This is a genomic window from Nonomuraea sp. NPDC049758, assembly GCF_040674635.1.
Classification (GTDB): Bacteria; Actinomycetota; Actinomycetes; order Streptosporangiales; family Streptosporangiaceae; genus Nonomuraea.
Genome location: NZ_JBFAMZ010000006.1, coordinates 215,906 through 240,180 on the forward strand (window position 1 = coordinate 215,906; position 24,275 = coordinate 240,180).

A 24,275-nucleotide genomic window follows, 5' to 3' on the forward strand; every position below is an offset into this window, starting at 1 on the left:
CTTCGTACGCCTTTCAGAGCCTTCGGGCCGATTCCCCGAACCGGTGATGGTTCAACCATCCCCGGCCGCACTGACACGGGACCGTCGCCGTCCTGACGTGCCCGCTGACGCGGCGTCTCCCGTACGCCTACCGATGGCTCCGGTGCACGGTCTCCGGCCCCACCACCCGCAGCAGCTCCAGCGCCTCGAACGTCTTCGACCCGGGCGGCGGCGTGAAGATCAGCAGCCGCTGGTCCTCGGCCGGGGCCAGCAGCACCTCGTAGTCGAACTCCATCGCGCCGATGGCCGGATGCCGGACCCGCATGCGGCTGCCGCGGCGTACCGCGACCTCGTGCCGTTCCCACAACGAGACGAACTCCGGGCTGGCCCGGCGCAGGCGCTCGACCAGGGCGCGGGCCGGCTCGTCGTTGCCCCGGCGGACCACCGCCGCACGCAGGTCGGCCACGTGCACGCGGGAGCGCTCGGCGTGCTCCTCCTCCGGGTAGGCCTCGCGCCTGAACGGGTCGGTGAACCAGCGCCACACGATGTTGCGATCGGGCTCCTCGACCGTGCAACTGCACCCGAACAGGGACTCGGCCATGGCGTTCTGCGCCAGCACGTCGCCCAGGTCGCTCAGCACCTGCGCGGGCGTACCGACGAGGCGGTCGAGCAGGTAGAGCAGGCTCGGCTTGACGTGCTCGCCCGCCCGCGGCCCGGCCGGCGGCCGGTGCCCGGCCAGCAGGTAGAGGTGGTCGCGTTCGTCGCCCGTCAGCCGCAGCGCCCGCGCCAGCGCGCCCAGCAGCTGGGTGGACGGCTGCGGACTGCGCGCCTGCTCCAGCCGCATCAGGTAGTCGGCCGACATGCCCGCGAGCTGCGCCACCTCCTCCCGCCTCAGCCCCGGCGTACGGCGACGCGGCCCCGACGGCAGCCCCACCTCGCCGGGCAGCAGCCGCTCCCGCGAGCGGCGAAGGAAGTCAGCAAGCTCTGCACGATCCATGAGCCCATCCTGCAATACCGCGAAATATCGCAGTCCAGGACTGTCTGTCCTAGGGAATCCGGTCCGCTCCTCATCCGCGACGCCGGCTGGCACGGTGGCGCCCATGACCCGACACCTGACCGTCTCCGGGACCCGCGTCGTCTACCGCACCGTCGGCGACGGCCCCGGCCTGGTGCTCCTGCACGGCACCGGCCCGGGCTCATCGACCTGGGACGGCGTCGCCGAGCGCTTCGCCGACCGCAACACCGTGATCCTGCCCGACCTCGGCGGCAGCGACCTCGTCGAGGACGACGGCGCCCCCCTGACCGTCGAGGGCCTGACCGAGCAGCTCGCGGCCGTCATCGAGGACTCCGGCAAGGCACCCGTGGACCTGCTCGGCTTCTCCCTGGGCGCGGTGGTCGCCCTGTCCCTCGCCGCCACCCGCCCCGAACTCGTCCGCCGCCTGATCCCGGTCTCCGGCTGGGCCCACACCGAGGACGCCTACCTGCGCACCGCCCTGCAGACCTGGCTCGGCCTGGCCGGCACCCCGGACGCCTTCGCCCGTTTCTCCATGCTGACCGCCTTCAGCCGCCGCTATCTCAACTCCCTCGGCCCCGAGGACCTGGAGAGCCGGGCGACGTACTTCCGGCCGCACCCCAACCGCCTGCGCCAGATCGACCTCGGCCGCCGCGTCGATCTCCGCCGCCTGCTGCCCGGCATCACGGCCCCCACGCTGGTCGTCGGCGCCGCCCGCGACGGCCTGATCCCGGTGGAGAACTCCCGCGAGCTCCACGCCGCCATCCCCGGCAGCTCCTACGTGGAACTCGACACCGGCCACGTCTCCGCCGTCGAACGCCCCGACGACTTCGTCACCCTCGTCCGCGACTTCACTTCCTGACCTCTGCCCCCGTCACCAGTCCGGCGTCCGGCACAAGGACGGCGGGGGCCGGTCCGCTCACCGCGGACCAGCCCCCGCCACCGACCCGCCGGCTCAGACCAGAGTGTCCTTGATCTTGATCTGACCCCCGTCGATCACGAACCTCTGATTGTTGTTGTTGGCCTGACACTCCCACTGATAGATCCGGACCCCGTTACCGCGGTCGTTGGTGACATCGACACACATCGGCCGCGACGTCCCCAGAGTGTCCTTGATCTTGATCTGACCCCCGTCGATCACGAACCTCTGATTGTTGTTGTTGGCCTGACACTCCCACTGATAGATCCGGACCCCGTTGCCACGGTCGTTGGTGACATCGACACACATCGGCCGCGACGTCCCCAGAGTGTCCTTGATCTTGATCTGACCCCCGTCGATCACGAACCTCTGATTGTTGTTGTTGGCCTGACACTCCCACTGATAGATCCGGACCCCGTTGCCACGGTCGTTGGTGACATCGACACACATCGGCCGCGACGTCCCCAGAGTGTCCTTGATCTTGATCTGACCCCCGTCGATCACGAACCTCTGATTGTTGTTGCCGCTCTGACACTCCCACTGATAGATCCGGACCCCGTTACCGCGGTCGTTGGTGACGTCGATGCACATCGGGTTCGGAGCGGAAGCCGCGGCGGGCAGCACGAGACCCGCACTGACGGTGACGACGAGGACGGCTCCAGACAGAAGGCGACGAACCAGCATGAGTGTCCCTCCGAGGGTGCGTTGAACAGGGCTCATGCACCATGTCGCAACTCATGGTGTTCGATCAATCACCTTCCGTTTACAGTCCCCTTCCCTCCTCCCGGCACACACAGTGACCAACCCGCGCACACCGGCCATTACACCCGGTCCCGCCCGGCATTCTCCGCAGCCCGGGAGGACGGCAGTCGCCTGCGTTGCGCCAATTCGGAGATCGAGCCACGATTCGCCCGCGCCAGGACTGCGAGGGCCCGCAGGATCTCAGGCCGCTCATCCGGCCGCGTGCCGCGGAGCGCGACGATCGCCACAACCGTCATCGCCACGGCGGGAATCGCGAGCGTGACAACGGCCGCGATCACCAACACCGACAACTGCATGACCCGCACTCCTCCGCCTGCTCGGGTCGAGCAAGCGGGGGCTCAGCTCGACCAGTGGCACACTGGCAAGCTGAGTTCCCCTCACCTGGCGGGTCTCAGACGGGATTTCGTCATCCCATTCGGTTGTCTCAAGGAACGCTGTTCGATCATGACCGCCCGGACGACGGTGGGCGCGTTCCATCACCCGAGGTCTCCCCCGCCCGCTCAGGCGGACCGACGGCCCCGGGAGTACAGACAGGGCTTCCAGGGCTTCCCTGTGTGTACTGTGCCGTGATGACGAGGCCGCCGCGAAGGGGTACTCCCCTCGCTCCCAGAGTGCATCGGCACCGCGGCCCCGTCAACCAGCCGGCCCCTGTGCGCCGAGGCGGGCCGGTGGACCCGCACCCGCAGTTGATCCCGCCACTGAACTGGTCTGACCTGTCCATGACAGAGGCGGGTGCTGTACGCCCATGCAAAAGGCCCTCCTGGACGAACCGGGAGGGCCTTTGAAGTGGAGCCGCCTTGGGGATTCGAACCCCAGACCCCTTCATTACGAGTGAAGTGCTCTGGCCGACTGAGCTAAGGCGGCGTGCCTGTACGGCTTGGAAGAGTCTACAGGAGATCTAAGGGTTCTTGCTCCTTCCGATCACCGGATGCCCGGACAGATCGCACCGTCCTTCGGCGGCACCCCCTTCACGAGATACTGGTCCACGGCGTCGTCCACACAGGGGGAGCCGTTCCCGTACGCGGTGTGGCCGTCGCCGTCGTAGGTCAGCAGTACGCCGGACCGCAGTTCACCCGCCAGCGCCCGCGCCCACCCGTACGGCGTCGCCGGGTCCCGTTTCGTGCCGACGACCAGGATCGGAGGAGCCCCCGCGGCGGTCAGGCGGTGCGGCGAGAAGGTGGGCCGGGCCGGCCAGAACGCACACGGCAGGGACGACCACACGATGTACGGCCCGAACCGGGGCGCCTTCCTGGACGCCTGCGCCGCATCCTCGGCGAACGCCGCGGCCGTCGCCGGATAAGGGCCGTCGACGCAGTTCACCGCCAGATTGGCGGCCAGTTGGTTGGAGTAGGTGCCGTCGTCCTGCCTGCCGGCGAGCTGGTCGGCGTTGCGCAGCAGGAGTGAGCCGTCGCCGTTCAGCGCCCGGCGTAGCGCCTCGGTGAGTTCCGGCCAGGAGGCACGGTCGTAGAGCGGCGTCAGCGCGCCGAGGGTGGCCAGCGCCTCGGTGACCCGCCGGCCGCCGCCTTCCAGAGGCCGGGTGTCCGCGCGGTGGATCAGGGCCCCGACCTCGTCCGTCGCCTCTTCGACCGTCCGGCCGGCGAACGGGCAGTCGCGGTCGCCCAGGCAGTCCTCGGCGTACGCGCGCAGCGCCTCCTCGAACCCCACGGCCTGCTCGGTGTTGACCAGCACCCGCGAGCCGGCCGGGTCGAGGGCGCCGTCCAGCGCGAGCGCGCGCACCTTGCCGGGGAACAGGTCGGCATAGACGGCCCCGAGAAAGGTCCCGTACGACTTGCCGAGATAGGTCAGCTTCTGGTCGCCCAGGGCCTGGCGCAGCAGGTCCAGGTCGCGGGCCACGTCCACGGTGCCCAGGTGGGGCAGGAGCCGGCCGGAGTGCTTCTGGCAGCCGTCCGCGAACCGCCGCGCCGCCGCCTCCAGCGCACCTCGCTCCTCAAGGGTGTCGGGGGTGGTGTCCATGGCGACGAACGCGTCGAGAGCTTCGTCGTCGAGACACTCGACCGGCGCCGACCGGCCGACCCCGCGCGGGTCGAACCCGACGACGTCGAACCGCTCCCGTACCTTCTCGCCCACCACCAGCCGGGCGGCCCTGGCGTACTCCACCCCGGACGCCCCCGGCCCACCCGGGTTCAGCACCAGCGAGCCGATCCGGTCGCCCGTCGCGGGCAGCCGGACGACCGCCAGCTCAAGCCGCTCACCGTCGGGACGCTCATGGTCGAGCGGCACCCGCAACGTCCCGCACTCGAAGCCGTCCCCGCAGCCGGACCAGCCGAGCCCCCGCACCACCCGCTCCGCCGGACGGCCACACCCACCGGCGAGAAGCACCACCGGCACCACGCCCCCCGCCACGACGCGGCGCAGCCACCGCGCGACCCACCACCGCGACACGCCCGGCACGGGCAGCAGGGCGAGGGCTCCCCACGAGCGGTATTCACGCACCGCACCAGGAAACCACCCCCTGGATGCCCTCCGGCGAATCGCCGGGCCGAGGCGCGCGGTCGTCACCCTGGATGACTTCCTGCGATACCAGGAGTTAGCCTGAAAAGGCTGCTCCGTCCCCCCGGTGACGGTCGCCAAGTCGACACGTCCGGAGGCAGTCGTCCGGTATGTCCGGCGAACAACGGAGGCATCGATGAACGGCTACCCGCAGATCGCGGACCACGGCATGATCGGAGACCTGCAGACCGCCGCGCTCGTCTCCAGCGACGGCACCATCGACTGGTGGTGCACGCCCCGGTTCGACTCCCCGAGCCTCTTCGCGTCCATCCTCGACAGTGAGCGCGGGGGCCACTGCCGGCTGGCCGCCGACATGGAGGGAAGCGACGAGGCGGCCGTGCGGCAGCTCTACCTGCCGGACACCGCCGTCCTCGTCACCCGGTTCATGGCTTCCGGCGGCGTCGGCGAGGTCGCCGACTTCATGGAGCCGAACGCCTCCAGCACCCCTTCCGGCCGGCACCGCCTGGTGCGGTTCGTCCGGGTGGTCCGCGGGAGCCTGCCTTTCGTCTTCGCCTGCCGTCCCCGCTTCGACTACGGGCGGGCACCGCACACCCTCGCGCTCGGCGACGCCGGCTCAGCGGTCTTCCAGGGCCCCGGCACGAACCTCCACCTGCAGGCCGCCGGCCCTGTCGCCCTGCGCCCGGACGGTGAGGACATCGTCGCGGACTTCACCCTCCAGGCCGGCCAGACGGCGGCGATCGTCCTGACCAGCTGCAGCGGCGACGACCAGGACGTGCCGCCCGTGACCGCCGACGGGATCCGCGACAGCTTCGAGGCCTGCCGCGCCTTCTGGCACGGTTGGCTGCGCGCGTCCCGGTATCGGGGTCGCTGGCGCGACATGGTGAACCGGTCGGCGATCACTCTCAAGCTCCTCACGTACGCGCCGACCGGCGCTCCGATCGCCGCCGCCACGATGGGGCTGCCGGAGCAGATCGGCGGCGAACGCAACTGGGACTACCGCTACACCTGGGTCCGCGACGCCTCCCTGTCCGTCCGGGCCCTGATCGGCCTCGGCTTCGTCGAGGAGGCCCAGGCGTTCCGTACGTGGCTGCATGAACGGCTCCTCGCCGGCCGCGCCTCCGGTGAGCCGCTGCAGATCATGTACCGGATCGACGGGGATCCCCATCTGACCGAGGAAGTACTCGACCACCTGGAGGGATACCGGCGCTCCCGGCCGGTACGGGCCGGAAACGCCGCCTCCGATCAGCTCCAGCTCGACATCTACGGTGAAGTCGCCGACGCCCTGGCCCAGGCCCAGGAGATCGGCGGCATCCGCGGCTGGCGGTCCTTCGCCGAGCTGCTCGACTGGCTGGCCGACACCTGGGACCGTCCCGACGAAGGCATCTGGGAGACCCGCGGCGGGCGTCAGGAGTTCACCTACAGCCGGCTGATGACCTGGGTCGCCTTCGATCGCGGCATCCGGATGGCCACCACCTACTCGCGTCCCGCTGACCTCGTGCGCTGGATGAGTGTCCGGGACGCCGTCTTCAACCAGATCATGGACCGCGGCTGGAGCCCTGACCGGCAGGCCTTCGTCCAGCACTACAGCACCGACGTGCTGGACGCCTCGCTGCTGCTCATGCCCCGGGTCGGGTTCATCTCTCCCCGCGACCCGGCCTGGCTGAGCACCCTGGACGCCATCGACCAGGAGCTGGTCAGCGACAGCCTCGTCTACCGCTACGACCCCGCCGCCTCCCCCGACGGCCTGCGCGGGTCGGAGGGAACGTTCAACCTGTGCAGCTTCCTCTACGTCGAGGCCCTGGCCCGCGCCGGACGGCTGCAGCAGGCCCGGTACGCCTTCGACAAGATGCTCACCTACGCCAACCACGTCGGCCTGTTCGCCGAGGAGATCGGCCCGTCAGGCGCGCAGCTCGGCAACTTCCCGCAGGCGTTCACCCATCTGGCGCTCATCGCCGCGGCCGTCGCCCTCGACGAACACCTCGACCGTGCCGAACCGGGCGGGCGGTAGACCGCGCACGGCGTCTCGGGGTCACCGGGGGTCGGCGGGGAGCCGGATCGCGGCGGCCAGGCCCACCAGGGCGAAGATCGCAAGAGCGATCATGGCGAGGGCATAGGACCGGTTCCCTTCGGCCAGCCCGGAGATGATGATCGTGCCGGCGATCGCCGTGCCGAACGACGAGCCGAGATTGGACACGCTGCGCGACAATCCGGAGATCTCGCCCTGCTGTTCCTCGGGAAAACTGGACTGCACGACGTTGACCGACGGCGTGAGCATCACGCCCACGCCCAGCCCGATCAGCAACAGCCCCGGCACGAAGGCGACGACCCGCGACGACGATTCGACCAGGGCGAGCAGGACGGCGATCCCGGCCACGGTCATGGCGAAACCCGCCGAGATCAGGTTCTTCTGGGCGTGCTTCTTGGCGAGCCGCTCCGCCGCCAGGGAGCTCACCAGGATCCCCGCGGTCGCCGCGGTGAAGACGACACCCGTCTGGACGGCGTTGTACCCGCGGACCTTCTGCAGGAAGACCGCGACCACGAAGGACGTCCCCATGAGGACCAGCCACTGCATGTTCTGCGTGACGAGCCCGAGATCGGACGTACGGTTCCGGAACAGACGCGTCGTGAGCAACGGCTCCTTCCCGGCGCGTTCCCGGGCCCGGATGTGCAGGAAGAACCAGATCAGGAAGCCCACTCCGACGACGAGGAACGCCGTCATCAGCAGTACGTTCTTGCCGGCCTGGAGAATCCCGAACACCACGAAGAACATGCCGACCGCCGACAGGACCGCGCCGGCGGTGTCGAAGGGCCGGGTCGGATCCGGCGGCACCGGGTCGGCGATCCGGCGGCTGAGGAAGACGATCACCGCGACCACCACCGCCTGGAAGACGAACGCGGCACGCCAGGTGATCGCCGTCGCGATGAAACCGCCGATCAGCGGGCCCGCAGCCGCGCCGACGCCTCCCAGCCCGCTGATCAGGCCGAAGGCGCGGGCCCGCGACCGCAGATCGTCGAAGGCCATCGTCGCGAGAATGTAGACGGGCGGGATCAGCAACGCGGTCCCCACCCCTTCGAGGACCGAGTTGCCGAGGATCAGCACCGCGAGGCTGGGCGAGAACGCGCTGGTCAGAGCGCCGATCCCGTACAGGGTGAGGCCCGCGAGGAAACACTTCTTGCGACCCCAGCGATCAGTCAGCTTGCTGCACGGGATCATCAGCACGGCCATGATCAACAAGAAGAGCGTGATCGTGCTCTGCACGCCCTTCACCGTGGTGTTCAGGTCCCGGCCGATGTCGTTGATCATCACGTTCATGTTCGAGCCGGCGAAGCTGCAGATGAACTGGGCGAGGGCCAGCGGGGCCAGCGGGCTCTTCGCGAAGGCGGCCGAGCTCCCGGGGGCTGCGGGTCCGGTCATGGCCCACCCCGCCGTCGCGCTCGCCGAGCTTGATCGGTGGCGAGGAGGGCGGCGCCTTCGCCGTACGAACCGGCGCCGGCCCTTTCAAGGACGGGATCGCTGCGGCACATCATCCACCTGCGCATGACCACCTCGATGTGAAACCGGCATGATGTTCGCCGCCTCCGCGGTGCCCGCCTCCGCGGTGCCCGCCTCCGCGGCGGCCGGCTCCATGGCGGCCGTCGCCACGGATGACCGGCCGCCTCTGCGGTCGGAGCGGCCGTCCCGGCGGGCGTCCGGTCAATGGTGGAACGCGGCCTTCAGCACCACGATCACCAGCCCGAGCAGCAGATTGATCACGCTCGTGACCAGCACCATGCGAGAGGAGGCGCCGATCCCCACGGCCGCCGCGGCCGACCAGCCGACCTGCCCGGCCACCGCGACCCCGAGGGCCAGCCAGGCGGTGCCCTGCGGTTCGAGGCCCAGCAACGGCCCGACGGCCACGGCGACGGCAGGCGGAACGGCCGCCGTGACGATCGGCCACTCCTCGGCGCAGGCCCGGCGGATGTCGGCCACGCTCATGCTCTGGAAGACCGCACGGGCGCCGAACAGGCGGGCGTGGACATGAGCCGCCCAGAACACCGCGCTGGTCCCCAGCAGCAAGATGATCATCTCCAGACGCGGGAACCTGCCGAGCGACGCGGCACCGGCCACCACAGAGGCGGCGAGCAGTGATCCGTAGACCGCACCGGTGTAGTCCCTGTGGGCGCCTTCGGCCGGCGACCGATGACCGTCGGCCGGATCGGGCACCTTCCCCATGACGACCTCTCTTGATGATGACCGGACCACCTCTGGACAAGGGTGCTCAACTCTCACCCTCGCGACAATGCAAACGCGCCGCGCTCACAAGGCGAGGCGGGGCCGGGTGAGGCGGGGCAGGGTGAGGCGGCGCAGGGCGAGGCGGGGCCGGGCGGGTGCACCGCGGATCTGTGGCGGTGTGCGGCATTCCGTTCACCGGGCGCCGATCCCCTCCATCATCTCGCGCAGTTGCGCCTCCTCCTCGCGGTTGAGCGAGGTCTGGATGACATGCCCGCCGTACGACTGGATCTCCGGAATGACCTTGTCCGGCGTACTCTGCACGACCAGGACGAACAGCGCGGCGGTGCCGGGTTCGAGCTTGCCGGCGATCTCCCTCATGAACTCGTCGTTGACGCCGGCGTCGGTCATCGCTGCGGCGGCCGCTCCGGTGGCGGCGCCCATCGCCATGCCGAAGAGCGGCACGAAGAACAACATCCCGATCAGGCCACCCCACAGCGCTCCACCGGCCGCACCCATACCCGTCGTACCGCTGGTCTGGTGGAGCTTGATCGTCCCATCGGCCCGGCGTTCGACGATGGCCACGTCCTCCATCGTGATCAGGTTCTGCCGTTGCAGGTCGGCGAGGCGGTCACGTACGGCGATGGCGGTGGGGAGGTCGGGATAGGAGATCGCGATGAGGTTGCTCATTGGGCTTGTTCCTCCTGATCGGTTACATCGGCGAGCAGCTGCGGACGCCCCCGGAAGGCAGTGCGGGCAGCCACCGGGAACAGGTCTGCGACCGGCTTTCCGGGCGGGCAGGCCACGTGACCCGGGACTCCCAGCGGAAGATCCCCAACGGCCGCATCACGGCATATGACGGCAACGCCCTGGCAAGCCGCTGTCCATGCTTCTGATCCCCTGTTCCCAATCGGGCGGCCACCGCGAGAAGGCAAAGATTTCCCTCAGGCAAATCTGTGCATTTTTCGGAAATGACCTCTATGCGCAGAGACAGCACCCGGGCAGGCAAATCGAAGCAGGGACTTTCCATGCACAACGTCGAGGATGAGCAGCCCCGGCTGCGGGGACCATCCCCTTCGCCTACCTTCCGGCGAGGCGTGATGGAGGGACGTGGGCCGCCATGGGATGTCTGTTCGCGATCTTCGCGGGCCTCTTTCCGCGACTTGCCGTTTTCATCATCTGGGTGGCGCGGCCCGCTCTGGTCAGCGCCGCCTTCCACACGTGGATCTGGCCTCTCCTCGGGCTGATCTTCCTGCCGTTCACCACGTTGATGTACGTGATCCTGTACGTGCCCGGAGTCGGCCTGAGAGGAGCGGACTGGTTCTGGATCGCCGTATCGGTCGCTCTGGACCTCTTCCACTGGATCGGCACCGCGACCCAACGTCGCCAGATCCCCGGCTATCCCCGCGGCTGACCGGCCACCGCCCGTACCGCCGCACGTGACACCGACCGGAGGGCCCGGGGCGGTCTCCGCTCGGCCCCCTGCCGGAACGATCGTCGATCCGCTCGGGTCCACGTCACTTCGGCGGCGGCGAACCGGGGTCGCCCTTCGAGGACGTTCCTCCGCCTCCGCCCTTCGAGGACGCTCCCCCGCCTCCGCCCTCCGGCGGCGCCGATTCGGCGGCCATGGCCTCTCGCAGCTCCTGACGGGTGGCGAACGTGTCGATCAGCGACAGCAGCATGGCCACGATGGGGATGGCCAGCAGCGCGCCCATCGCGCCGAACAGCGACGCCCCCGCGATCACGGCGGCGAAGGACACCCCGGGATGGATGTCCACCGCCCGCGAACTGATCTTCGGCTCCAGCGTCAGGTTCTCCACCTGCTGGTACACGACGCCCCACGCCAGCGCGGCCAGGCCGACCCAGGGACGTGACGAGACCAGTCCCACCACCACCGGCAGGGCGATGGAGATGTAGGTGCCGATGGTGGGCACGAGCTGGGCGACCAGCCCCGTCCACGCACCGAGCGCCAGCCAGGAGGGCATGTCCAGCAGCAGGAACACCAGGGCCGACGCCGTGCCGTTGATGGCGGCCAGGATGAGCCGGGATGAGACGTATCCACCGGTCTTGATCGTGGAGACGTCCCAGACACTGATGAAGACCTGCTGGAGCCGGCCGGGCAGCAACTGCGCGAGCCACCGGCGCAGCCTCGGCCCGTCGGCGGAGAAGTAGAACGTCAGCAGCGCCAGGGTGAACAGGTTGAACAGCGTTCCGGTCACCGTGCCCAGTAGCCCCAGCACCCCGCCGAGTGCGCCCTGCGCGTAGTCGGCCGCCTGCTGCGGGGTGAGTTTGATGGACTTGAGAATGTCGGAGATCTCATAACGAGTGCCGAGACGGGCGTTGACCCACTCGACGACGCCCGCGATGACGTCGGGCAGAGCCTTCAACAACACCGCGATCTGCTGCACGAACATGCTGCCGAACAGGACCATGAAGATCACGAAAGCCAGGATGAACAGCGTCATCACCAGCAGCGTCGCTCTGCCTCGGCGCATGTGCCGCGACGTGCGCCGCACGGCGGGCTCCATGGCCAGAGAGAGGAACCACGCCATCACCAGCATGGCGATCAACGCACCCGCGTCCGTGATCACGAACCGGACGAAGAACGCCACCGCGACGACGGCCGCCATGGCAAGCCCGGCACGCCAGACGTTGGCAGGTGAGAGCATCACCTGCACTGCGGGCCCGCCGTCACTCGACTGCACCGGCTTCTTCATGACTCTCCAGAGATCTAGATCCCACCTCCGATGACCACGGCGAACGACAAGACCGCAGAGGACAACGAGTCCGGCCCTCACCCCGGGCGCACGGCCATCAGCCTCCGTAGCCTGCGGCCGAATACGTCATACATGGAAGTGACGCACCCAACGTACGACGACCAGCCTCTCCACCCCCGCATCTCCCACCCGACCGGCTTGTCCACCCCCTCCCCCCAGCCCCCACCCCCGCTGAACGGCACCCCACACCCAGGCCGTACTAGCCGGGTGGGGCCGAGCCGAGCCGAGGCGGGGCGGGGCGGGCCGAGGTTGGGGGCCGAGCCGAGCCGGGCCGAGCCGGGCCGGGCCGAGCCGACGCGAGGCGAGGCCTGGGGCGCGGGCGCGGCGGATGGCTGACTCCGGCACTTCGAACGGACTTCGCAAGCTGCCCCCTTACATAGGCGCCGGAAGGTGGCGCTTCGGGCGCGCTGCTGTGGCGGGTGCCTAAAGTGGGCCTGGAACTCTGCTGGGGCTCGGTGGGCTGGTGCTTCCCAAGGAACTGCGGGGGCTGATCAGACAAGCTGTTGCGAACTGATGCCCCGCTGAGGCTGTTCGAGCCTGGCCCACTGTTGGGACTGCAGCGAGTTGGTGCTGCTGGCCGGCCCCGGCGGACTGATGTCTCAGGTGGTGGCGTCGAGAGCGGTGCCTCGGGTGGGGCTCTTGCAACTGCGAATCGGCGCTTCCGATGTGGCTACTTCGGCTCCGAGTGGCGGTTCCGATGGGCCGCTGCGGTGGCGGGCTGGCGCCTCGGGTGGGGCTACTACTGGCTGCGAGTCGGCGCTTCCGGTGGGGCCTGCTAGGGCTCCGAATGGCGCGCCGGTGGGGGTGCTGCGGTGGCGGGCTGGCGCTTCGGGTGGGGTTTGTTGTGAGCTGGTGCTTTTCGCCATGGTGGGCCTCATCAGTGAGCGCGGGGCCGTACGAGGGGCCGCACGGAGCCGCCGCAGCCATGCCGCTCACGCTGTAGCTCCCACGGCCTCCCCGTCGCCTTCGGGAAGGCGGTCAGCCTGATACCGGCCGCCTATGAGCGCCATCTGGGCCCAGGACGGGAGGAGCGTTCAGAGGTCCTCCCCGCCCCCAGAAGGCTTGTGGTCGGGCGATTCCTGCTGGTTGCCGTACATCGTGTCGTGCTGGATGCGGGGCGAGCACACCGACGCGGAGGGGCACGCACAGCGCCTCCCACCATCGTCCAGGCGCACCGTCACCGTGTCGGCGGGGACGTTGTGCCCGGTGACGACCCCATCACCCTGCGGCGTGCTCACCCGGCTTCCCGCGCGGGGCATCCTGTACCGGCTCTCGACGTACAACGGGTGCTCGTACTTGAGGCAGCACATGAGCCGCCCACAGGCCCCCGCGATGCGCAACGGGTTGACCGGCAGGTCCTGGTCTTTGGCCATGCGCACGGACACGGGCTCGAAATCCTTCAGGAACGTGGCGCAGCACAGGTCACGGCCGCAGGGACCGATGCCGCCCTGCAGCCGCGCCTCGTCCCTGGGACCGATCTGCCGCAGCTCGACCCTGGCCCGCAGGTTACGGGCCAGGTCGCGGACCAAGGCCCGGAAGTCGACCCGATGAGGGGCCGAGAAGTAGACGGTGTAGACGTTGTCCTGGTCGAGATAGTCGATGCCGACGACCTTCATCGGCAGCGTGTGCCGTTTGATCAGCTTCTTCGACACGCTGCGAGCCTCGGCCCTGCGGCGTTTGTTGGACTCGTCACGCGAGAGGTGATCCTCGCCCGCCGGCCCCTCGCACACGGGCAGACCGTCGATGTCCTCGCTCGTGTACTGCGGCGCCCACACACACTCCGCCACCTCGGGGCCCGAGTCGGTCGGCACCAGCACCTTGTCGCCGACCTTGAAGGTGTGCCCGCCCGGATCGAGGTAGTAGAGCCTCCCGTAGCGCGTGAAGCTCACGGCCATGATCATTCCCATGGGCTCGAGCTCGCCTCCCTGACGGCCTCGGGGGTTGTTACGGCCTTCCGTTGCCACACTACGTGGGTCCACCCGGTGAACGTGAGGGGCACCGGGCCCGATCTTGAATCAACCGCCCGTCCGGCAGTCCTGGCCCTTCGGCAGGGAGACCCGGTACCGGGCCATGGCCAGAGTCGCGTCGATCAGACAACGGCCGTCGACGACGGACGCGACACCCCGCCGCTTTCTCAGGGCCTTGATCAGCGCGCTCCAGTCGTCGCGCTCCGACCTCATCTGCAACCGGTACGACTCCGGCATGTCCTCGACCCTGGTGGCGGCGAGCAGTGTCTTGTTGTCCTTGTAGCTCCGTTTGAAGTTCTCGTACGCCGTCGACTGGTCCTCGTAGACGATGGACTTGACCTGCTTGGACGCACGCAGGAGTGCGACGATCTCGTCCTTCTGTCTGGCCGTGGCCCCCTTGCCCTCCTTCACGATCTTCTCGCCGTCCGCCGCACGTTCGGCCCCGCAGGCGGGCAGCGCCGAACCGTCGCCGCAGAGGAAGACGCTGACCTGAGTGCCGGATGACGGAAGGGAAGCGGCGGAGGGCACCAGGTCGATGTCCTCGACCCCCGGGAGCGAGCTGAGCGCCTGCTTCACCGGCACCGGATCCGTGCCGGGCTCAAGCCGCAGCCGGAACGAGGCACGCAGGTCGTCGACCGTCACCGCGTCGAGCAGCCGCTGGTTGTGCGCGAAATCGCGCCGGAAGCTCTCGAAGGCTTCGGCTTGATCCACATATATGAGCGAGGTGACGCCGGACACCTCCTTCGCCGCATTGTCGATCGACTTCAGCTGATCAAGCGTGACGCCATGCCCTTGACAGGACGGCGCCTTCCCGCTGGCCGACCTCGAACAGAGGAAGATCGACAGCTCCAGCGCATCGGCCTGACCGCCGGTGGGGCCGGCCAGCGTCGCCACGTGCTCGTCACCTCGCACGCCCAGCCAGACGGCGGTCGTAGCCCCCGCGAGCACCACCGCCACGGCCGCGCTCACCAGCCGGAGGTCCACCCGGCTCCGGCGCCGCTCGGGCGTGCGCAGCGGCTTGAGCGCGCCGGTGTCGACGGTCGCGCCGGCCTCGACGAGCGCCGCACGAAGCCTGTCTTCCATCGGACTGTTCATGATTCCTCCCCAAGCGCCCGGCCGAGAGCGGCGAGCCCTCGCGCGATCGTGGACCTGGCCGTGCTCGCGTTGACGCCCATGGTCGCGGCGACCTCCTGGTCGGACAGGTCGAAGTAGTAGCGCAGGGTCAGCGCCTCACGCTGTCTGCGCGGCAGCTCTCGCAGGGCGAGCAGCACCTCCCGACGCTCCTCGCCCAGCAGCGCGGCGCTCTCCGCCGACCAGACCGGCGGCTCGTAGGGCACCGCCCGCCGGAACACCGTCGCCCGTCTGCGCAGGACGGACCGGCACCCGTTGAGCACGGCGGAACGCACATAGGCCAGCGCCTTGTCGGCGTCCCGCAGACGGGCCCGGCCGGCGTGCGTACGTGCGAACGCCTCCTGTACGACGTCTTCGGCGGTGGCCTGATCACCGACCATGATCAGGGCGAGCCGCACGAGGCCCACATGATGCTCGGCGAAGATCGATGCCACATCGACCTGTTGCCGCGCCAGGGCCTGTTGTTGGGAGAGCAGTTCGACTTCCACGCTACAGAGACGCTTCGCGGGCTCACTTGCTGCTCCGGTCACCCAGCTATCTTTTCGCCCTCCTGACAAGCGAGAAGGCGGAAACCGCAGGCCGCCGCAGCCGGACCCCTGAGGCAAGCCACCGCAGGCGAAGCCCCAAGCAGCCCGCGCAGCCGCCACCGGCAGTGGCCGGGATCAGCTCAGGCCGCCCCGCGCAGCGACAACATCATCGCCTCCACCGCCATCTGCGGATTGACGTTGGCCCCCAGCCGCTCCCGGCACCGCATGATCGCGTCGATCCGCCGCAGCGTCTCCTCCGGCGTGGACGACCTGGCGAGCTGGTCGAGATCGAACCGGATGTCGTCGTTGGCCAGCTCCACCCCCGCCCCGAACTGCATGGCCAGCACGTCGCGGTAGTACGACACCAGCTCCAGCAGCGCGGCGTCGAGCGAATCCCGTTTGATGCGGGTCGCCCGCGACTTCTGCCGGTCCTCCAGCTCCTTGAGTGCGCCCGCCCCGCCGCGCACCAGCCCCCGATTGAGCCCCTTGCCCGTGGAGCCCTCGCCGTAGATCTTGCGCAGCTCGGCCGTCTCGTTCTCGTTGAGCGCCGCCGTGGCCGCCGCGGCCTCTTCCTCGGCCGTCTTGACCAGGCGTTCGGCGGCGGACACGCACTCGCCCACCCCGGTCAGCGTGCGCGGGATGCCGAGCACGGCCTCCCGCCGACGACGGGCGCCCTCGTCGAGGGCCAGTGACCGCGCCCTGCTGATGTGCCCCTGCGCGGCCCGCGCGGCGAACGCGGCGGTCTCCCACGGCACGCTGTCGCGGGTGGCCAGCACGTGGGCGACGGCCTCGGTGGACGGCGTGGTCAGCGTGACCTGGCGGCAGCGCGACCTGATGGTGATCATGAGGTCGTCGGGAGCGGGCGCGCACAGCAGCCAGACCGTGCGCGGCGGCGGCTCCTCGATGGCCTTGAGCAGGGCGTTGGCCGCCGACTCCGTGGCGCGGTCGGCGTCTTCGAACAGGATGACCCGCCAGCGGCCCTGGGTGGGCGCGCCCGCGGCCCGCAGGATGAGCTCGCGGGTCTGCTTGACGCTGTAGGACAGGCCCTCAGGACGTACGGACTCCAGGTCGGGGTGAGAGCCGATGAGCACCTGGTGGCACTGGTCGCAGTGGCCGCAACCGGCATCGGGGCACAGCAGCGCGGCGGCGAAGGCGCGCGCGGCCTCCTCCCGGCCCGAGCCGGGCGGGCCGGTGAACAGCCAGGCGTGCGTCATGCCGGCGCCGCGACCGCCCTTGACGGCCTCGCCGGCCGCCGCAGCGGCCCGCGACAGCACGGAGATCGCCTGGTCCTGCCCGACGAGGTCATCGAAAACTGTCACGGCGTAAGGCTAGTCGCGGATGGCGGGCATCGTGCCCGTGGCGTCTTCGGACTCCCGGGGCACCGGGTCGGGCAGGATCTCGCGGATGCGGTCCTGGATCTGGCGGGTCAGCACCTCGGGCGGCATCGTGCCGTCGACCACGAGGTAGCGGCCGGGATCGGCGGCGGCCAGCGCGCGGAACTCCTTGCGCACCCGCTGGTGGAACTCCAGCGGCTCGGACTCGATGCGGTCGGCCGCCCCGCCCAGCCGGGTGAGCCCCACCTCGGGCGGCGTGTCGATGAGCACGGTCAGATGCGGCACGAGGCCGCCCGTCGCCCACGCGTTGATCTTGGACACGTCTTCGGGGTCGAGCGCCCGGCCGGCGCCCTGGTAGGCCAGGGACGAGTCGACGTAGCGGTCGCTGATCACCAGCGAGCCCCGGTAGAGCGCCGGGCGGATCACCTTCTCGACGTGCTCGGCCCGGTCGGCCGCGTAGAGCAGGGCCTCCGAACGGGCCGACAGACCTCGCTCGGCCGCGTCGAGCAGGATGGCCCGCAACCGCATGCCGATCTTGGTCGAGCCGGGCTCCCGCGTCTGGACCACGTCGTAGCCCTGGTCGCGCAGCCAGATGGCGATCAGCCGTGACTGGGTGGTCTTGCCCGAGCCCTCGCCGCCCTCGAACGCCATGAACAGCCCCGGCACGTGCTCGGCCGGCTCGGCGGGGTAACGCTCGCCGCGCACCGCCGCCAGAAGGTCGGCCGACAGCGAGACGCCCTGCCTGTCGTCCATGTGGCGCAGCGCCAGGATCCCGACGGCCATCGCGAGCCCGCCGCCGATGACCAGCACCAGGTTGGTGCCGTCGAAGCGGTAGGCGATGGTGCCGAGGCCGAACTGGTGGGCGCCGAAGAGCGCCGCCAGTGGGTTGGCCACCGCCACCACGAGCAGCAGGGTGACCCGCGCCGTGGACTGCAGGAACGAGAACGTGCGCCCGCGCAGCGCGTCTTCGACCTCCAGCCCGATCAGGGTGTAGCCGATGATCCACGCGATGCCCGCACACGCCCCGAGCAGCACGGTCAGCATGACGACGATCGGCAGGTTGTGGATCAGCGCGATGGCCACGAGCACCACCCCGGCCACGGTGATGGCCAGGCCGAACAGCCGCCGCCGCGACAACCCGCGCAGCAGCCTGAGACCGACGAACATGCCCAGCGCCATGCCGACGAAGACCGCGCCGAACACGACGCCGTAGGCCGCGTCGCCGCCGCCGAGGGCCACCACGTAGATCTTCGCCACGCCGACCACGGCCCCGCCCGCGGCGAACGCGCCGAGCATGCCGATGATCAGGCCGCGCACGAGCCGGTTGCCGCCCACGAAGCGCCAGCCCTCGACGACCTGCTTGAGCACCGAGGGCGTCGAGATCGCGCCGTCGCGCTTGGGAATGCCCCGCAACGTGAAGATCAGGAAGGCCGACACCAGGTAGGCCAGGGAGTTGACGATCAGCGCCGGAGCGGTCGGGTCCATGCCGTTCAGCACGGGCAGGACGCTGCGACCCATGTCGCCGGCCAGGGACAGCGCGGCGAACAGCAGGGCCGCGATCGGCGCGCTGCCGTAGGTGACCAGCAGGTTGAGGCGGTTGGCGGATTCGAGCTGGTCCTTGGGCACCAGGTTGGGCACCGTGGCGTCCTTGGCCGGGACCCAGAACAGGTTGACGCACTCGACCAGGACGGTCGCGACGATCACCCACTGGTAGGTGCCGATGACCGGGATCGACAACACGACCGCGAACCTGGCCAGGTCGGCGGTGAACATGGTCAGCCGCCGGTCGAACCGGTCGGCGAACACCCCGGCCAGCGGCCCGAGCAGCACCGCGGGCAACATCTTGGCGATGAACACGCCGCCCACGGCCAGCGACTGCATGCGGTAGTCGCCCTGGTTGAGGTTTCCGGCGAGGGCGGTCAGGGCCAGGATGTTGAGCCAGTCGCCCAGACTGCACACCGACATGGCCGTCCAGAGACGGCGGAACGGCGCATGGGCCAGCACATGTGCAGCGCGCCTAGGGGCAGTCATGATTTCAGCGTATCCAGGTGTCGGCCGGACATGGGAAGGCAGGAGACAACGCGGAATTACCCGCTTGTCCGTGGCTGAGGGTATTACGTTCGCGGGTCGGCGTGCAGGTTACCCGCATGGAATAGGCCCTCGAAAGCGTCGTCAATTCATTACTCCGGCCTCTTGCCTGATCTCCTCCACCAGAGGCATCCAGGCGGCACGGACGGCGGCCGGCAGAGCCAGCTCGCCCCAGAGCTCGACGAGCAGCGCGCCGTCGACGTGGTCGAGCAGGTCGGCCGGGCCGCCCTCGCTCAGCAGCGCCGAGTAGGCCGCCCGGCGCCGGTCGCGATCGGCCAGGTCGTAGACCCGGCCGCCGAACCGCAGGACGCCCAGCGCCGCGGCCACCGGCAGCCGCCGCAGGCGGCTCGGGACGTGGAAGCTGCGCCCGCCCGCCGACTGCACGGCGAACTCGACCTTGGGCTCAAGGGCCAGCCGGAACCCGGCCGCGTCGAGGATGCGCCCGGCGGTCTCCAGCGTCGGCGACTTCCTGCCGTGTTCGTAGGCCGACAGCGTGGTGCGCGAGGTGCCGCTCCTGCTGGCCAGCGCCTTCTGGTTCATGCTCGCCGCGTGGCGCGCCTGCCTGAACAGCAGCCCGCCGCGCCTGGCCCAGAAGGCGACGTCGGGCGCGAGCGAAGCCGCCTGACGCAACGCCCCTTCGGCCGGGGAGGAAACCATGCTCACCTCCTGCGAGTATCCGGTCGGATACTACGCCAGGATGACACCACGTGGCGACCGCGTCGCGCAAAGTCAGGAGCGCAGCTCCAGCATAGTGATCTCAGGCGGCGCGCCGACCCGTACCGGCGGCCCCCAGAACCCCGCGCCCCTGGTGACGTACACCTGCACGCCGTCGACCGTGGCCAGCCCCGACACGACGGGCTGCTGCAGGCCCACCACCAGGTTGAACGGCGCGATCTGGCCGCCGTGCGTGTGCCCCGACAGCTGCAGGTCGACGCCGAAGCCGGCCGCCTGGTCCACCTGTACGGGCTGGTGCGCGAGCAGCACGGTGGAGCGCCCGGGCGTCCGTCCGCCGAGCGCCTTGGCGAAGTCGGGCCCGTCGCCGACGGCCTCGCCGTTGAGGTCGTTCACCCCGGCCAGGTCGAGTACGGCGCCCTGGTGGCTGATCTCCACGCGCTCGTTACGCAACGAGCGAACGCCGAGCTGGTCGAGCTCCTCGATCCATTCCTGGGGGCCGTTCTGGGTGTAGTACTCGTGGTTACCGGTCACGAAATATGCCCCGTAGCGGGACTCAAGGCTTTTGAGCGGCCTGGCAAGGGCGCCCAACTGGGCCACGGACCCGTCCACCAGGTCGCCGACGATGGCGACCACGTCGGGACGCAGGCCGTTGATCATCCTGACGATGCGCTCGGTGTGGCCGACGCCCGTGAGCGGGCCCAGGTGGATGTCGCTCACCACGGCGAAGCGCAGGCCGTTCAGTCTCGGGTCGAGCTTGGGCAGCCGGACCCGCACCGGCTCCAGCACCGGGTCGCCCAGAGCGCTGGTCATGCCGTAACCGACCGTGCCGAGCGCGCCGACCCCGGCCACCACCGCGGTGGTGCGCCCCAGGAAAAGCCGCCTGCTCATGGGCGGCACGGTAGGGGGAACAGGCACAGCGGCAGGCTCGGCCGGCGGGGCGGCGGACGCCACCGCCGCGACCGGGACCGGCTCCTTGACCGCCACCGATCCGCGCTCGCCCCTGCGGATGATCACCGACGCGACGGCCCGTGGCACCTCCAGCACGAGCAGGAACACCACGAGGTAGAACATCAGCGCCACCCACAGGTACCCCGGCCAGGCCAGCCAGTTGCCCAGCTCCATCCGCGTGCCCGCGAACGCGGCCACCACGAGCAGGACGAGCCCGACCAGGCCCCAGGTCAGCGCCTTGCGGGCGCGCCCGGGGCGGGTCGCGGAGCGCACCATCCGATGCCACAGATAAAGGTGCGCCACCACGACGAGAGCGACGAAGACCAGCACGATCACACGTCGATGCTACTTACGATTTGGCCGCCGGCTTCTTCGCGGTCGTCTTCTTCGCCGGGGCCTTCCGCGTGGTCTTCTTCGGCGCGGGCGCCCGATCGCGGCGCTCGGCCAGCAGCTCGGCGGCCCGTTCGATGGTGATGTCCTCGACCGTGTCGCCCTTGCGCAGCGACGCGTTCGTCTCGCCGTCGGTCACGTAGGGGCCGAAACGCCCCTCCTTGACCACGACCGGCTTCTTCGACGCCGGATCGTCGCCCAGCTCCCGCAGCGGCGCCGCCGCCGCGGCCCGCCGCCCGCGCTGCTTGGGCTGCGCGAACAGCTCCTTGGCCTGCTCGATCGTGACCGTCAGCAGGTCCTCTTCCGAGGTGAGCGAGCGGGAGTCGGTGCCCTTCTTGATGTACGGCCCGAACTTCCCGTTGTGCGCCACGACCTCCTCGCCGTCGAGCTCGCCCACCACCCGGGGGATGGCCAGCAGCTTGAGCGCGTCGTCGAGGGTGATCGTGTCCAGCGACATCGTCTTGAACAGGGAGCTGGTGCGCGGCTTGGGGGCGTCTGCCTTCTTCGTCCGCTTCTTCGGTGTCTCGTCCTCGGCCGGCTCGGGCAGGATCTCCGTCACGTACGGTCCGTAACGGCCGTCCTTGGCCACGACCATGTGGCCGCTCACGGGGTCGCGCCCCAGCTCGCGGTCGCCGGTCGGCCGCGAGAACAGCTCCTCGGCCTTCTCCGCCGTCAGCTCGTCGGGCGTGGTGTCCTCGGGCACGTTGACCCGCGCGCCGTCTCTGTCCAGGTACGGCCCGTAACGCCCGACCCGCAGGACGATGTCCGTCCCCTTGATCGGGAACGAGCTGATCTCCTTGGCGTCGATGTCACCGAGGTCGGTGACCATCTCCTTCAGGCCCTCGTCGCCGTCGCCCGCGCCGTAGTAGAAACGCTGCAGCTCGGGCACCCGCTCGGCCCGGTCGTTGGCGATGTCGTCGAGCACCTTCTCCATCTCGGCCGTGAAGTCGTAGTCGACCAGGTTGCCGAAATGCTGCTCAAGCAGGTTGACCACGGCGAAGGCCAAGAAGGACGGCACCAGCGCGGTGCCCTTCTTGAACACGTAGCCGCGGTCGAGGATCGTGCCGATGATCGACGCGTACGTCGAGGGCCGCCCGATCTCGCGGTCTTCCATCTCCTTGACCAGCGAGGCCTCGGTGTAGCGGGCGGGCGGCTTGGTGGAGTGGGCGGCCACGTCGAGCCGCGACACGGTCAGCGCGTCGCCCTCTGCCAGGTTGGGCAGCCGCTTCTCGGAGTCGTCGCGGTCGGTCGAGGGGTCGTCGGCACCCTCGACGTACGCCTTGAGGAACCCGTAGAAGGTGATCGTCCGGCCCGAGGCGCTGAACTCGACGTCTTCGCCGGAAGCCGAACGGCCGCCGACCTTGACGCTGATCGACTCGCCGACCGCGTCCTTCATCTGCGAGGAGACGGTGCGCTGCCAGATCAGCTCGTACAGGCGGAACATGTCGCCGGACAGCCCGGTCTCGCCCGGCGTGCGGAACTCCTCGCCGGAGGGCCGGATCGCCTCGTGGGCCTCCTGCGCGCTCTTGACCTTGCTGGTGTAGACGCGCGGCTTGTCGGGCACGTACGCGGCGCCGTAGAGCTTGATGGCCTGCGAGCGGGCGGCGGCGATCGCGGTCTCCGACAGCGTGATGCTGTCGGTACGCATGTAGGTGATGAAACCCTGCTCGTACAGCCGCTGGGCGACCTGCATCGTGTACTTGGCGGAGAAGCCCAGCTTCCGGCTGGCCTCCTGCTGCAAGGTGGTCGTCCGGAACGGCGCGTACGGCTTGCGCGTGTACGGCTTGCGCTCGACGGACTTGACCGAGAACGACGTGCCCTGGAGCCGGCCGGCCAGCTCACCGGCGGCGGCCTCGGACAGGTGCAGCACGTCGGCCGTCTTGAGCTGCCCGGTGCTGGCGAAGTCGCGCCCCTGGGCCACCCTCTTGCCGTCCACCGAGGCCAGCGTCGCGGTGAAGTCACGCGGCCGCTCCTCGGGCTTGCCCGAGTCGAACAGCGCCTGCAGGTCCCAGTAGTGGGCGGAGGTGAACGCCATGCGCTCCCGCTCGCGCTCCACCACCAGCCGTGTCGCCACCGACTGCACCCGGCCGGCCGACAGCCGCGGCTTGACCTTCTTCCACAGGACCGGGCTGACCTCGTAACCGTAGAGCCGGTCGAGGATGCGGCGGGTCTCCTGGGCGTCGACCAGGCGGAGGTTGAGGTCGCGCGGGTTCGCGACGGCGTCGCGGATCGCCTGCGGCGTGATCTCGTGGAACACCATGCGGTGGACGGGCACGGTCGGCTTGAGCACCTCGCGCAGGTGCCAGGCGATCGCCTCGCCCTCCCGGTCCTCGTCAGTGGCCAGGTAGAGTTCGTCAGCACCCTTCAACAGCTGCCGCAGCTTGCTGACCTGCGCCTTTTTGTCGGGGTTGACGACGTACAGCGGCTCGAACTCGTGCTCGACGTTCACGCCAAGGCGCGCCCAGGACTCCTTCTTGAAGGCCTCGGGGATGTCGTCGGCCCGCTCCGGCAGGTCACGGATGTGGCCGATGCTGGACTCGACCGTGTAGCCGGCGCCGAGGTATTTCTCGATCGTCTTCGCCTTGGCGGGCGACTCGACGATCACCAGGCGTGTTCCGCCGGAGCTGCCGTTCTTGGCTGGCACGCTGCTTCCTACCTCACTGTTCGCTTGCAATCCCCCTGCCGGGAGTCGGCATAGATCTGAAAGGTAACCCGACTCGCGGAAATTTCCTTCCCCCGGGCTACCCACTAGCTTCCGGGTCCACCCACAAGCACGCAGAATAAGCCCCATCGAGCGGCATGGCGCCCTGACTCACCCTGGAGACTAATCGTTGTGCTCGACTACTCCTACATGGATATCTTCATTCCGCGCGACCTCACTCGCGAAGCCGCACGTCAACTGCTGACCGAACACGCAGAGTACGGCCAGTGGGAGCTCGCGCGGGTGCGGGTGCACCCTGACGGGAGCCGGCACGTACGGCTGCGACGCAAGGTCATCCGTGTCCGCAGCACGCTCTGAGCCTGGACATGGCTTTGCCCGCTCCGGGCCGCGCCCCCGGAACGGGCAAAGCATCTATCGCCTAC

The 24,275-nt window shown here is 69.6% G+C and carries 20 protein-coding genes and 1 tRNA gene; 4 read left to right on the top strand and 17 right to left on the bottom strand.

From position 1 onward, the window contains the following. Positions 1-127 precede the first annotated feature (127 nt). A complete protein-coding gene (locus AB0J46_RS17935; protein WP_364332720.1) occupies positions 128-976 on the bottom strand; it encodes a helix-turn-helix transcriptional regulator in 849 nt (282 codons plus the stop codon). A gap of 103 nt (positions 977-1,079) precedes the next feature. Here AB0J46_RS17935 and AB0J46_RS17940 point away from each other — a divergent pair, with 103 nt between their 5' ends. Beyond that, positions 1,080-1,853, top strand: coding sequence for an alpha/beta hydrolase (locus AB0J46_RS17940; RefSeq protein ID WP_364332723.1), 774 nt, complete (start codon positions 1,080-1,082; stop codon positions 1,851-1,853). Between the two features lie 93 nt (positions 1,854-1,946). Here AB0J46_RS17940 and AB0J46_RS17945 read toward each other — a convergent pair whose 3' ends face one another. The 4 genes from AB0J46_RS17945 to AB0J46_RS17960 all read right to left on the bottom strand — a co-directional run bounded on the left by AB0J46_RS17945 (position 1,947) and on the right by AB0J46_RS17960 (position 5,126). After that, positions 1,947-2,594: a ricin-type beta-trefoil lectin domain protein gene (locus AB0J46_RS17945; protein ID WP_364332726.1), complete on the bottom strand. Its 648-nt coding sequence runs from the start codon at positions 2,592-2,594 to the stop codon at positions 1,947-1,949. 137 nt (positions 2,595-2,731) lie between these two features. Further along, entirely contained in the window at positions 2,732-2,968 is a 237-nt protein-coding gene (locus AB0J46_RS17950; protein ID WP_364332729.1) for a hypothetical protein, read from the bottom strand. A gap of 491 nt (positions 2,969-3,459) precedes the next feature. Beyond that, positions 3,460-3,536, bottom strand: a tRNA-Thr gene (locus tag AB0J46_RS17955). 57 nt (positions 3,537-3,593) lie between these two features. Beyond that, on the bottom strand, positions 3,594-5,126 hold the full coding sequence (locus AB0J46_RS17960) for an alpha/beta hydrolase (protein WP_364332732.1): 1,533 nt from the start codon (positions 5,124-5,126) through the stop codon (positions 3,594-3,596). 193 nt (positions 5,127-5,319) lie between these two features. On the opposite strand from AB0J46_RS17960, the gene AB0J46_RS17965 reads away from it, so the two are divergent. Then, positions 5,320-7,152 (top strand): glycoside hydrolase family 15 protein, encoded by a 1,833-nt coding sequence (locus tag AB0J46_RS17965; protein WP_364332735.1) that lies wholly within the window; start codon positions 5,320-5,322, stop codon positions 7,150-7,152. A 21-nt stretch (positions 7,153-7,173) separates the two neighbouring features. Here AB0J46_RS17965 and AB0J46_RS17970 read toward each other — a convergent pair whose 3' ends face one another. The 3 genes from AB0J46_RS17970 to AB0J46_RS17980 form a co-directional block, all read right to left on the bottom strand. Beyond that, entirely contained in the window at positions 7,174-8,559 is a 1,386-nt protein-coding gene (locus AB0J46_RS17970; RefSeq protein ID WP_364332738.1) for an MFS transporter, read from the bottom strand. Positions 8,560-8,838: 279 nt separating this feature from the next. Continuing rightward, positions 8,839-9,357, bottom strand: coding sequence for a hypothetical protein (locus AB0J46_RS17975; RefSeq protein ID WP_364332741.1), 519 nt, complete (start codon positions 9,355-9,357; stop codon positions 8,839-8,841). 192 nt (positions 9,358-9,549) lie between these two features. After that, the gene (locus tag AB0J46_RS17980) at positions 9,550-10,044 is read right to left on the bottom strand and encodes a DUF1269 domain-containing protein (RefSeq protein WP_358291499.1); all 495 of its coding nucleotides are present in this window, start codon (positions 10,042-10,044) and stop codon (positions 9,550-9,552) included. Between the two features lie 430 nt (positions 10,045-10,474). On the opposite strand from AB0J46_RS17980, the gene AB0J46_RS17985 reads away from it, so the two are divergent. Continuing rightward, the gene (locus AB0J46_RS17985) at positions 10,475-10,768 is read left to right on the top strand and encodes a hypothetical protein (RefSeq protein WP_352358484.1); all 294 of its coding nucleotides are present in this window, start codon (positions 10,475-10,477) and stop codon (positions 10,766-10,768) included. A gap of 103 nt (positions 10,769-10,871) precedes the next feature. On the opposite strand, the gene AB0J46_RS17990 is transcribed toward AB0J46_RS17985, so the two are convergent. The 9 genes from AB0J46_RS17990 to topA all read right to left on the bottom strand — a co-directional run bounded on the left by AB0J46_RS17990 (position 10,872) and on the right by topA (position 23,835). After that, positions 10,872-12,071, bottom strand: a complete 1,200-nt coding sequence (locus tag AB0J46_RS17990; RefSeq protein ID WP_364332745.1) for an AI-2E family transporter — start codon at positions 12,069-12,071, stop codon at positions 10,872-10,874. 1,094 nt (positions 12,072-13,165) lie between these two features. Further along, positions 13,166-14,026: a regulatory iron-sulfur-containing complex subunit RicT gene (ricT, locus tag AB0J46_RS17995; protein WP_364333463.1), complete on the bottom strand. Its 861-nt coding sequence runs from the start codon at positions 14,024-14,026 to the stop codon at positions 13,166-13,168. A gap of 120 nt (positions 14,027-14,146) precedes the next feature. Next, on the bottom strand, positions 14,147-15,193 hold the full coding sequence (locus AB0J46_RS18000; protein WP_364332748.1) for a permease-like cell division protein FtsX: 1,047 nt from the start codon (positions 15,191-15,193) through the stop codon (positions 14,147-14,149). After that, complete coding sequence (locus tag AB0J46_RS18005; RefSeq protein ID WP_358291493.1) at positions 15,190-15,717, bottom strand: SigE family RNA polymerase sigma factor; 528 nt, start codon at positions 15,715-15,717, stop codon at positions 15,190-15,192. The genes AB0J46_RS18000 and AB0J46_RS18005 overlap by 4 nt, the downstream gene beginning before the upstream one ends. Positions 15,718-15,896: 179 nt before the next feature. Next, entirely contained in the window at positions 15,897-17,075 is a 1,179-nt protein-coding gene (locus tag AB0J46_RS18010) for a DNA polymerase III subunit delta' (RefSeq protein WP_364332752.1), read from the bottom strand. A gap of 9 nt (positions 17,076-17,084) precedes the next feature. Next, positions 17,085-19,121 (bottom strand): dTMP kinase, encoded by a 2,037-nt coding sequence (gene tmk / locus AB0J46_RS18015; RefSeq protein ID WP_364332755.1) that lies wholly within the window; start codon positions 19,119-19,121, stop codon positions 17,085-17,087. A gap of 141 nt (positions 19,122-19,262) precedes the next feature. After that, complete coding sequence (locus AB0J46_RS18020) at positions 19,263-19,835, bottom strand: helix-turn-helix transcriptional regulator (RefSeq protein WP_364332758.1); 573 nt, start codon at positions 19,833-19,835, stop codon at positions 19,263-19,265. Between the two features lie 72 nt (positions 19,836-19,907). After that, complete coding sequence (locus AB0J46_RS18025; RefSeq protein WP_364332761.1) at positions 19,908-21,137, bottom strand: metallophosphoesterase; 1,230 nt, start codon at positions 21,135-21,137, stop codon at positions 19,908-19,910. A gap of 13 nt (positions 21,138-21,150) precedes the next feature. Next, entirely contained in the window at positions 21,151-23,835 is a 2,685-nt protein-coding gene (topA, locus tag AB0J46_RS18030) for a type I DNA topoisomerase (RefSeq protein ID WP_364332763.1), read from the bottom strand. A 189-nt stretch (positions 23,836-24,024) separates the two neighbouring features. On the opposite strand from topA, the gene AB0J46_RS18035 reads away from it, so the two are divergent. Further along, on the top strand, positions 24,025-24,210 hold the full coding sequence (locus AB0J46_RS18035; protein WP_125641854.1) for a DUF5703 family protein: 186 nt from the start codon (positions 24,025-24,027) through the stop codon (positions 24,208-24,210). Positions 24,211-24,275 lie beyond the last annotated feature (65 nt).

Bases quoted from the DNA above. Each gene is read 5' to 3' on its own strand.
- AB0J46_RS17935 (WP_364332720.1), bottom strand. From the start codon at position 976: ATGGATCGTGCAGAGCTTGCTGACTTCCTTCGCCGCTCGCGGGAGCGG.
- AB0J46_RS17940 (WP_364332723.1), top strand. From the start codon at position 1,080: ATGACCCGACACCTGACCGTCTCCGGGACCCGCGTCGTCTACCGCACC.
- AB0J46_RS17945 (WP_364332726.1), bottom strand. From the start codon at position 2,594: ATGCTGGTTCGTCGCCTTCTGTCTGGAGCCGTCCTCGTCGTCACCGTC.
- AB0J46_RS17950 (WP_364332729.1), bottom strand. From the start codon at position 2,968: ATGCAGTTGTCGGTGTTGGTGATCGCGGCCGTTGTCACGCTCGCGATT.
- AB0J46_RS17965 (WP_364332735.1), top strand. From the start codon at position 5,320: ATGAACGGCTACCCGCAGATCGCGGACCACGGCATGATCGGAGACCTG.
- AB0J46_RS17970 (WP_364332738.1), bottom strand. From the start codon at position 8,559: ATGACCGGACCCGCAGCCCCCGGGAGCTCGGCCGCCTTCGCGAAGAGC.
- AB0J46_RS17975 (WP_364332741.1), bottom strand. From the start codon at position 9,357: ATGGGGAAGGTGCCCGATCCGGCCGACGGTCATCGGTCGCCGGCCGAA.
- AB0J46_RS17980 (WP_358291499.1), bottom strand. From the start codon at position 10,044: ATGAGCAACCTCATCGCGATCTCCTATCCCGACCTCCCCACCGCCATC.
- AB0J46_RS17985 (WP_352358484.1), top strand. From the start codon at position 10,475: ATGGGATGTCTGTTCGCGATCTTCGCGGGCCTCTTTCCGCGACTTGCC.
- AB0J46_RS17990 (WP_364332745.1), bottom strand. From the start codon at position 12,071: ATGAAGAAGCCGGTGCAGTCGAGTGACGGCGGGCCCGCAGTGCAGGTG.
- ricT (WP_364333463.1), bottom strand. From the start codon at position 14,026: ATGGCCGTGAGCTTCACGCGCTACGGGAGGCTCTACTACCTCGATCCG.
- AB0J46_RS18000 (WP_364332748.1), bottom strand. From the start codon at position 15,193: ATGAACAGTCCGATGGAAGACAGGCTTCGTGCGGCGCTCGTCGAGGCC.
- tmk (WP_364332755.1), bottom strand. From the start codon at position 19,121: ATGACTGCCCCTAGGCGCGCTGCACATGTGCTGGCCCATGCGCCGTTC.
- AB0J46_RS18020 (WP_364332758.1), bottom strand. From the start codon at position 19,835: ATGGTTTCCTCCCCGGCCGAAGGGGCGTTGCGTCAGGCGGCTTCGCTC.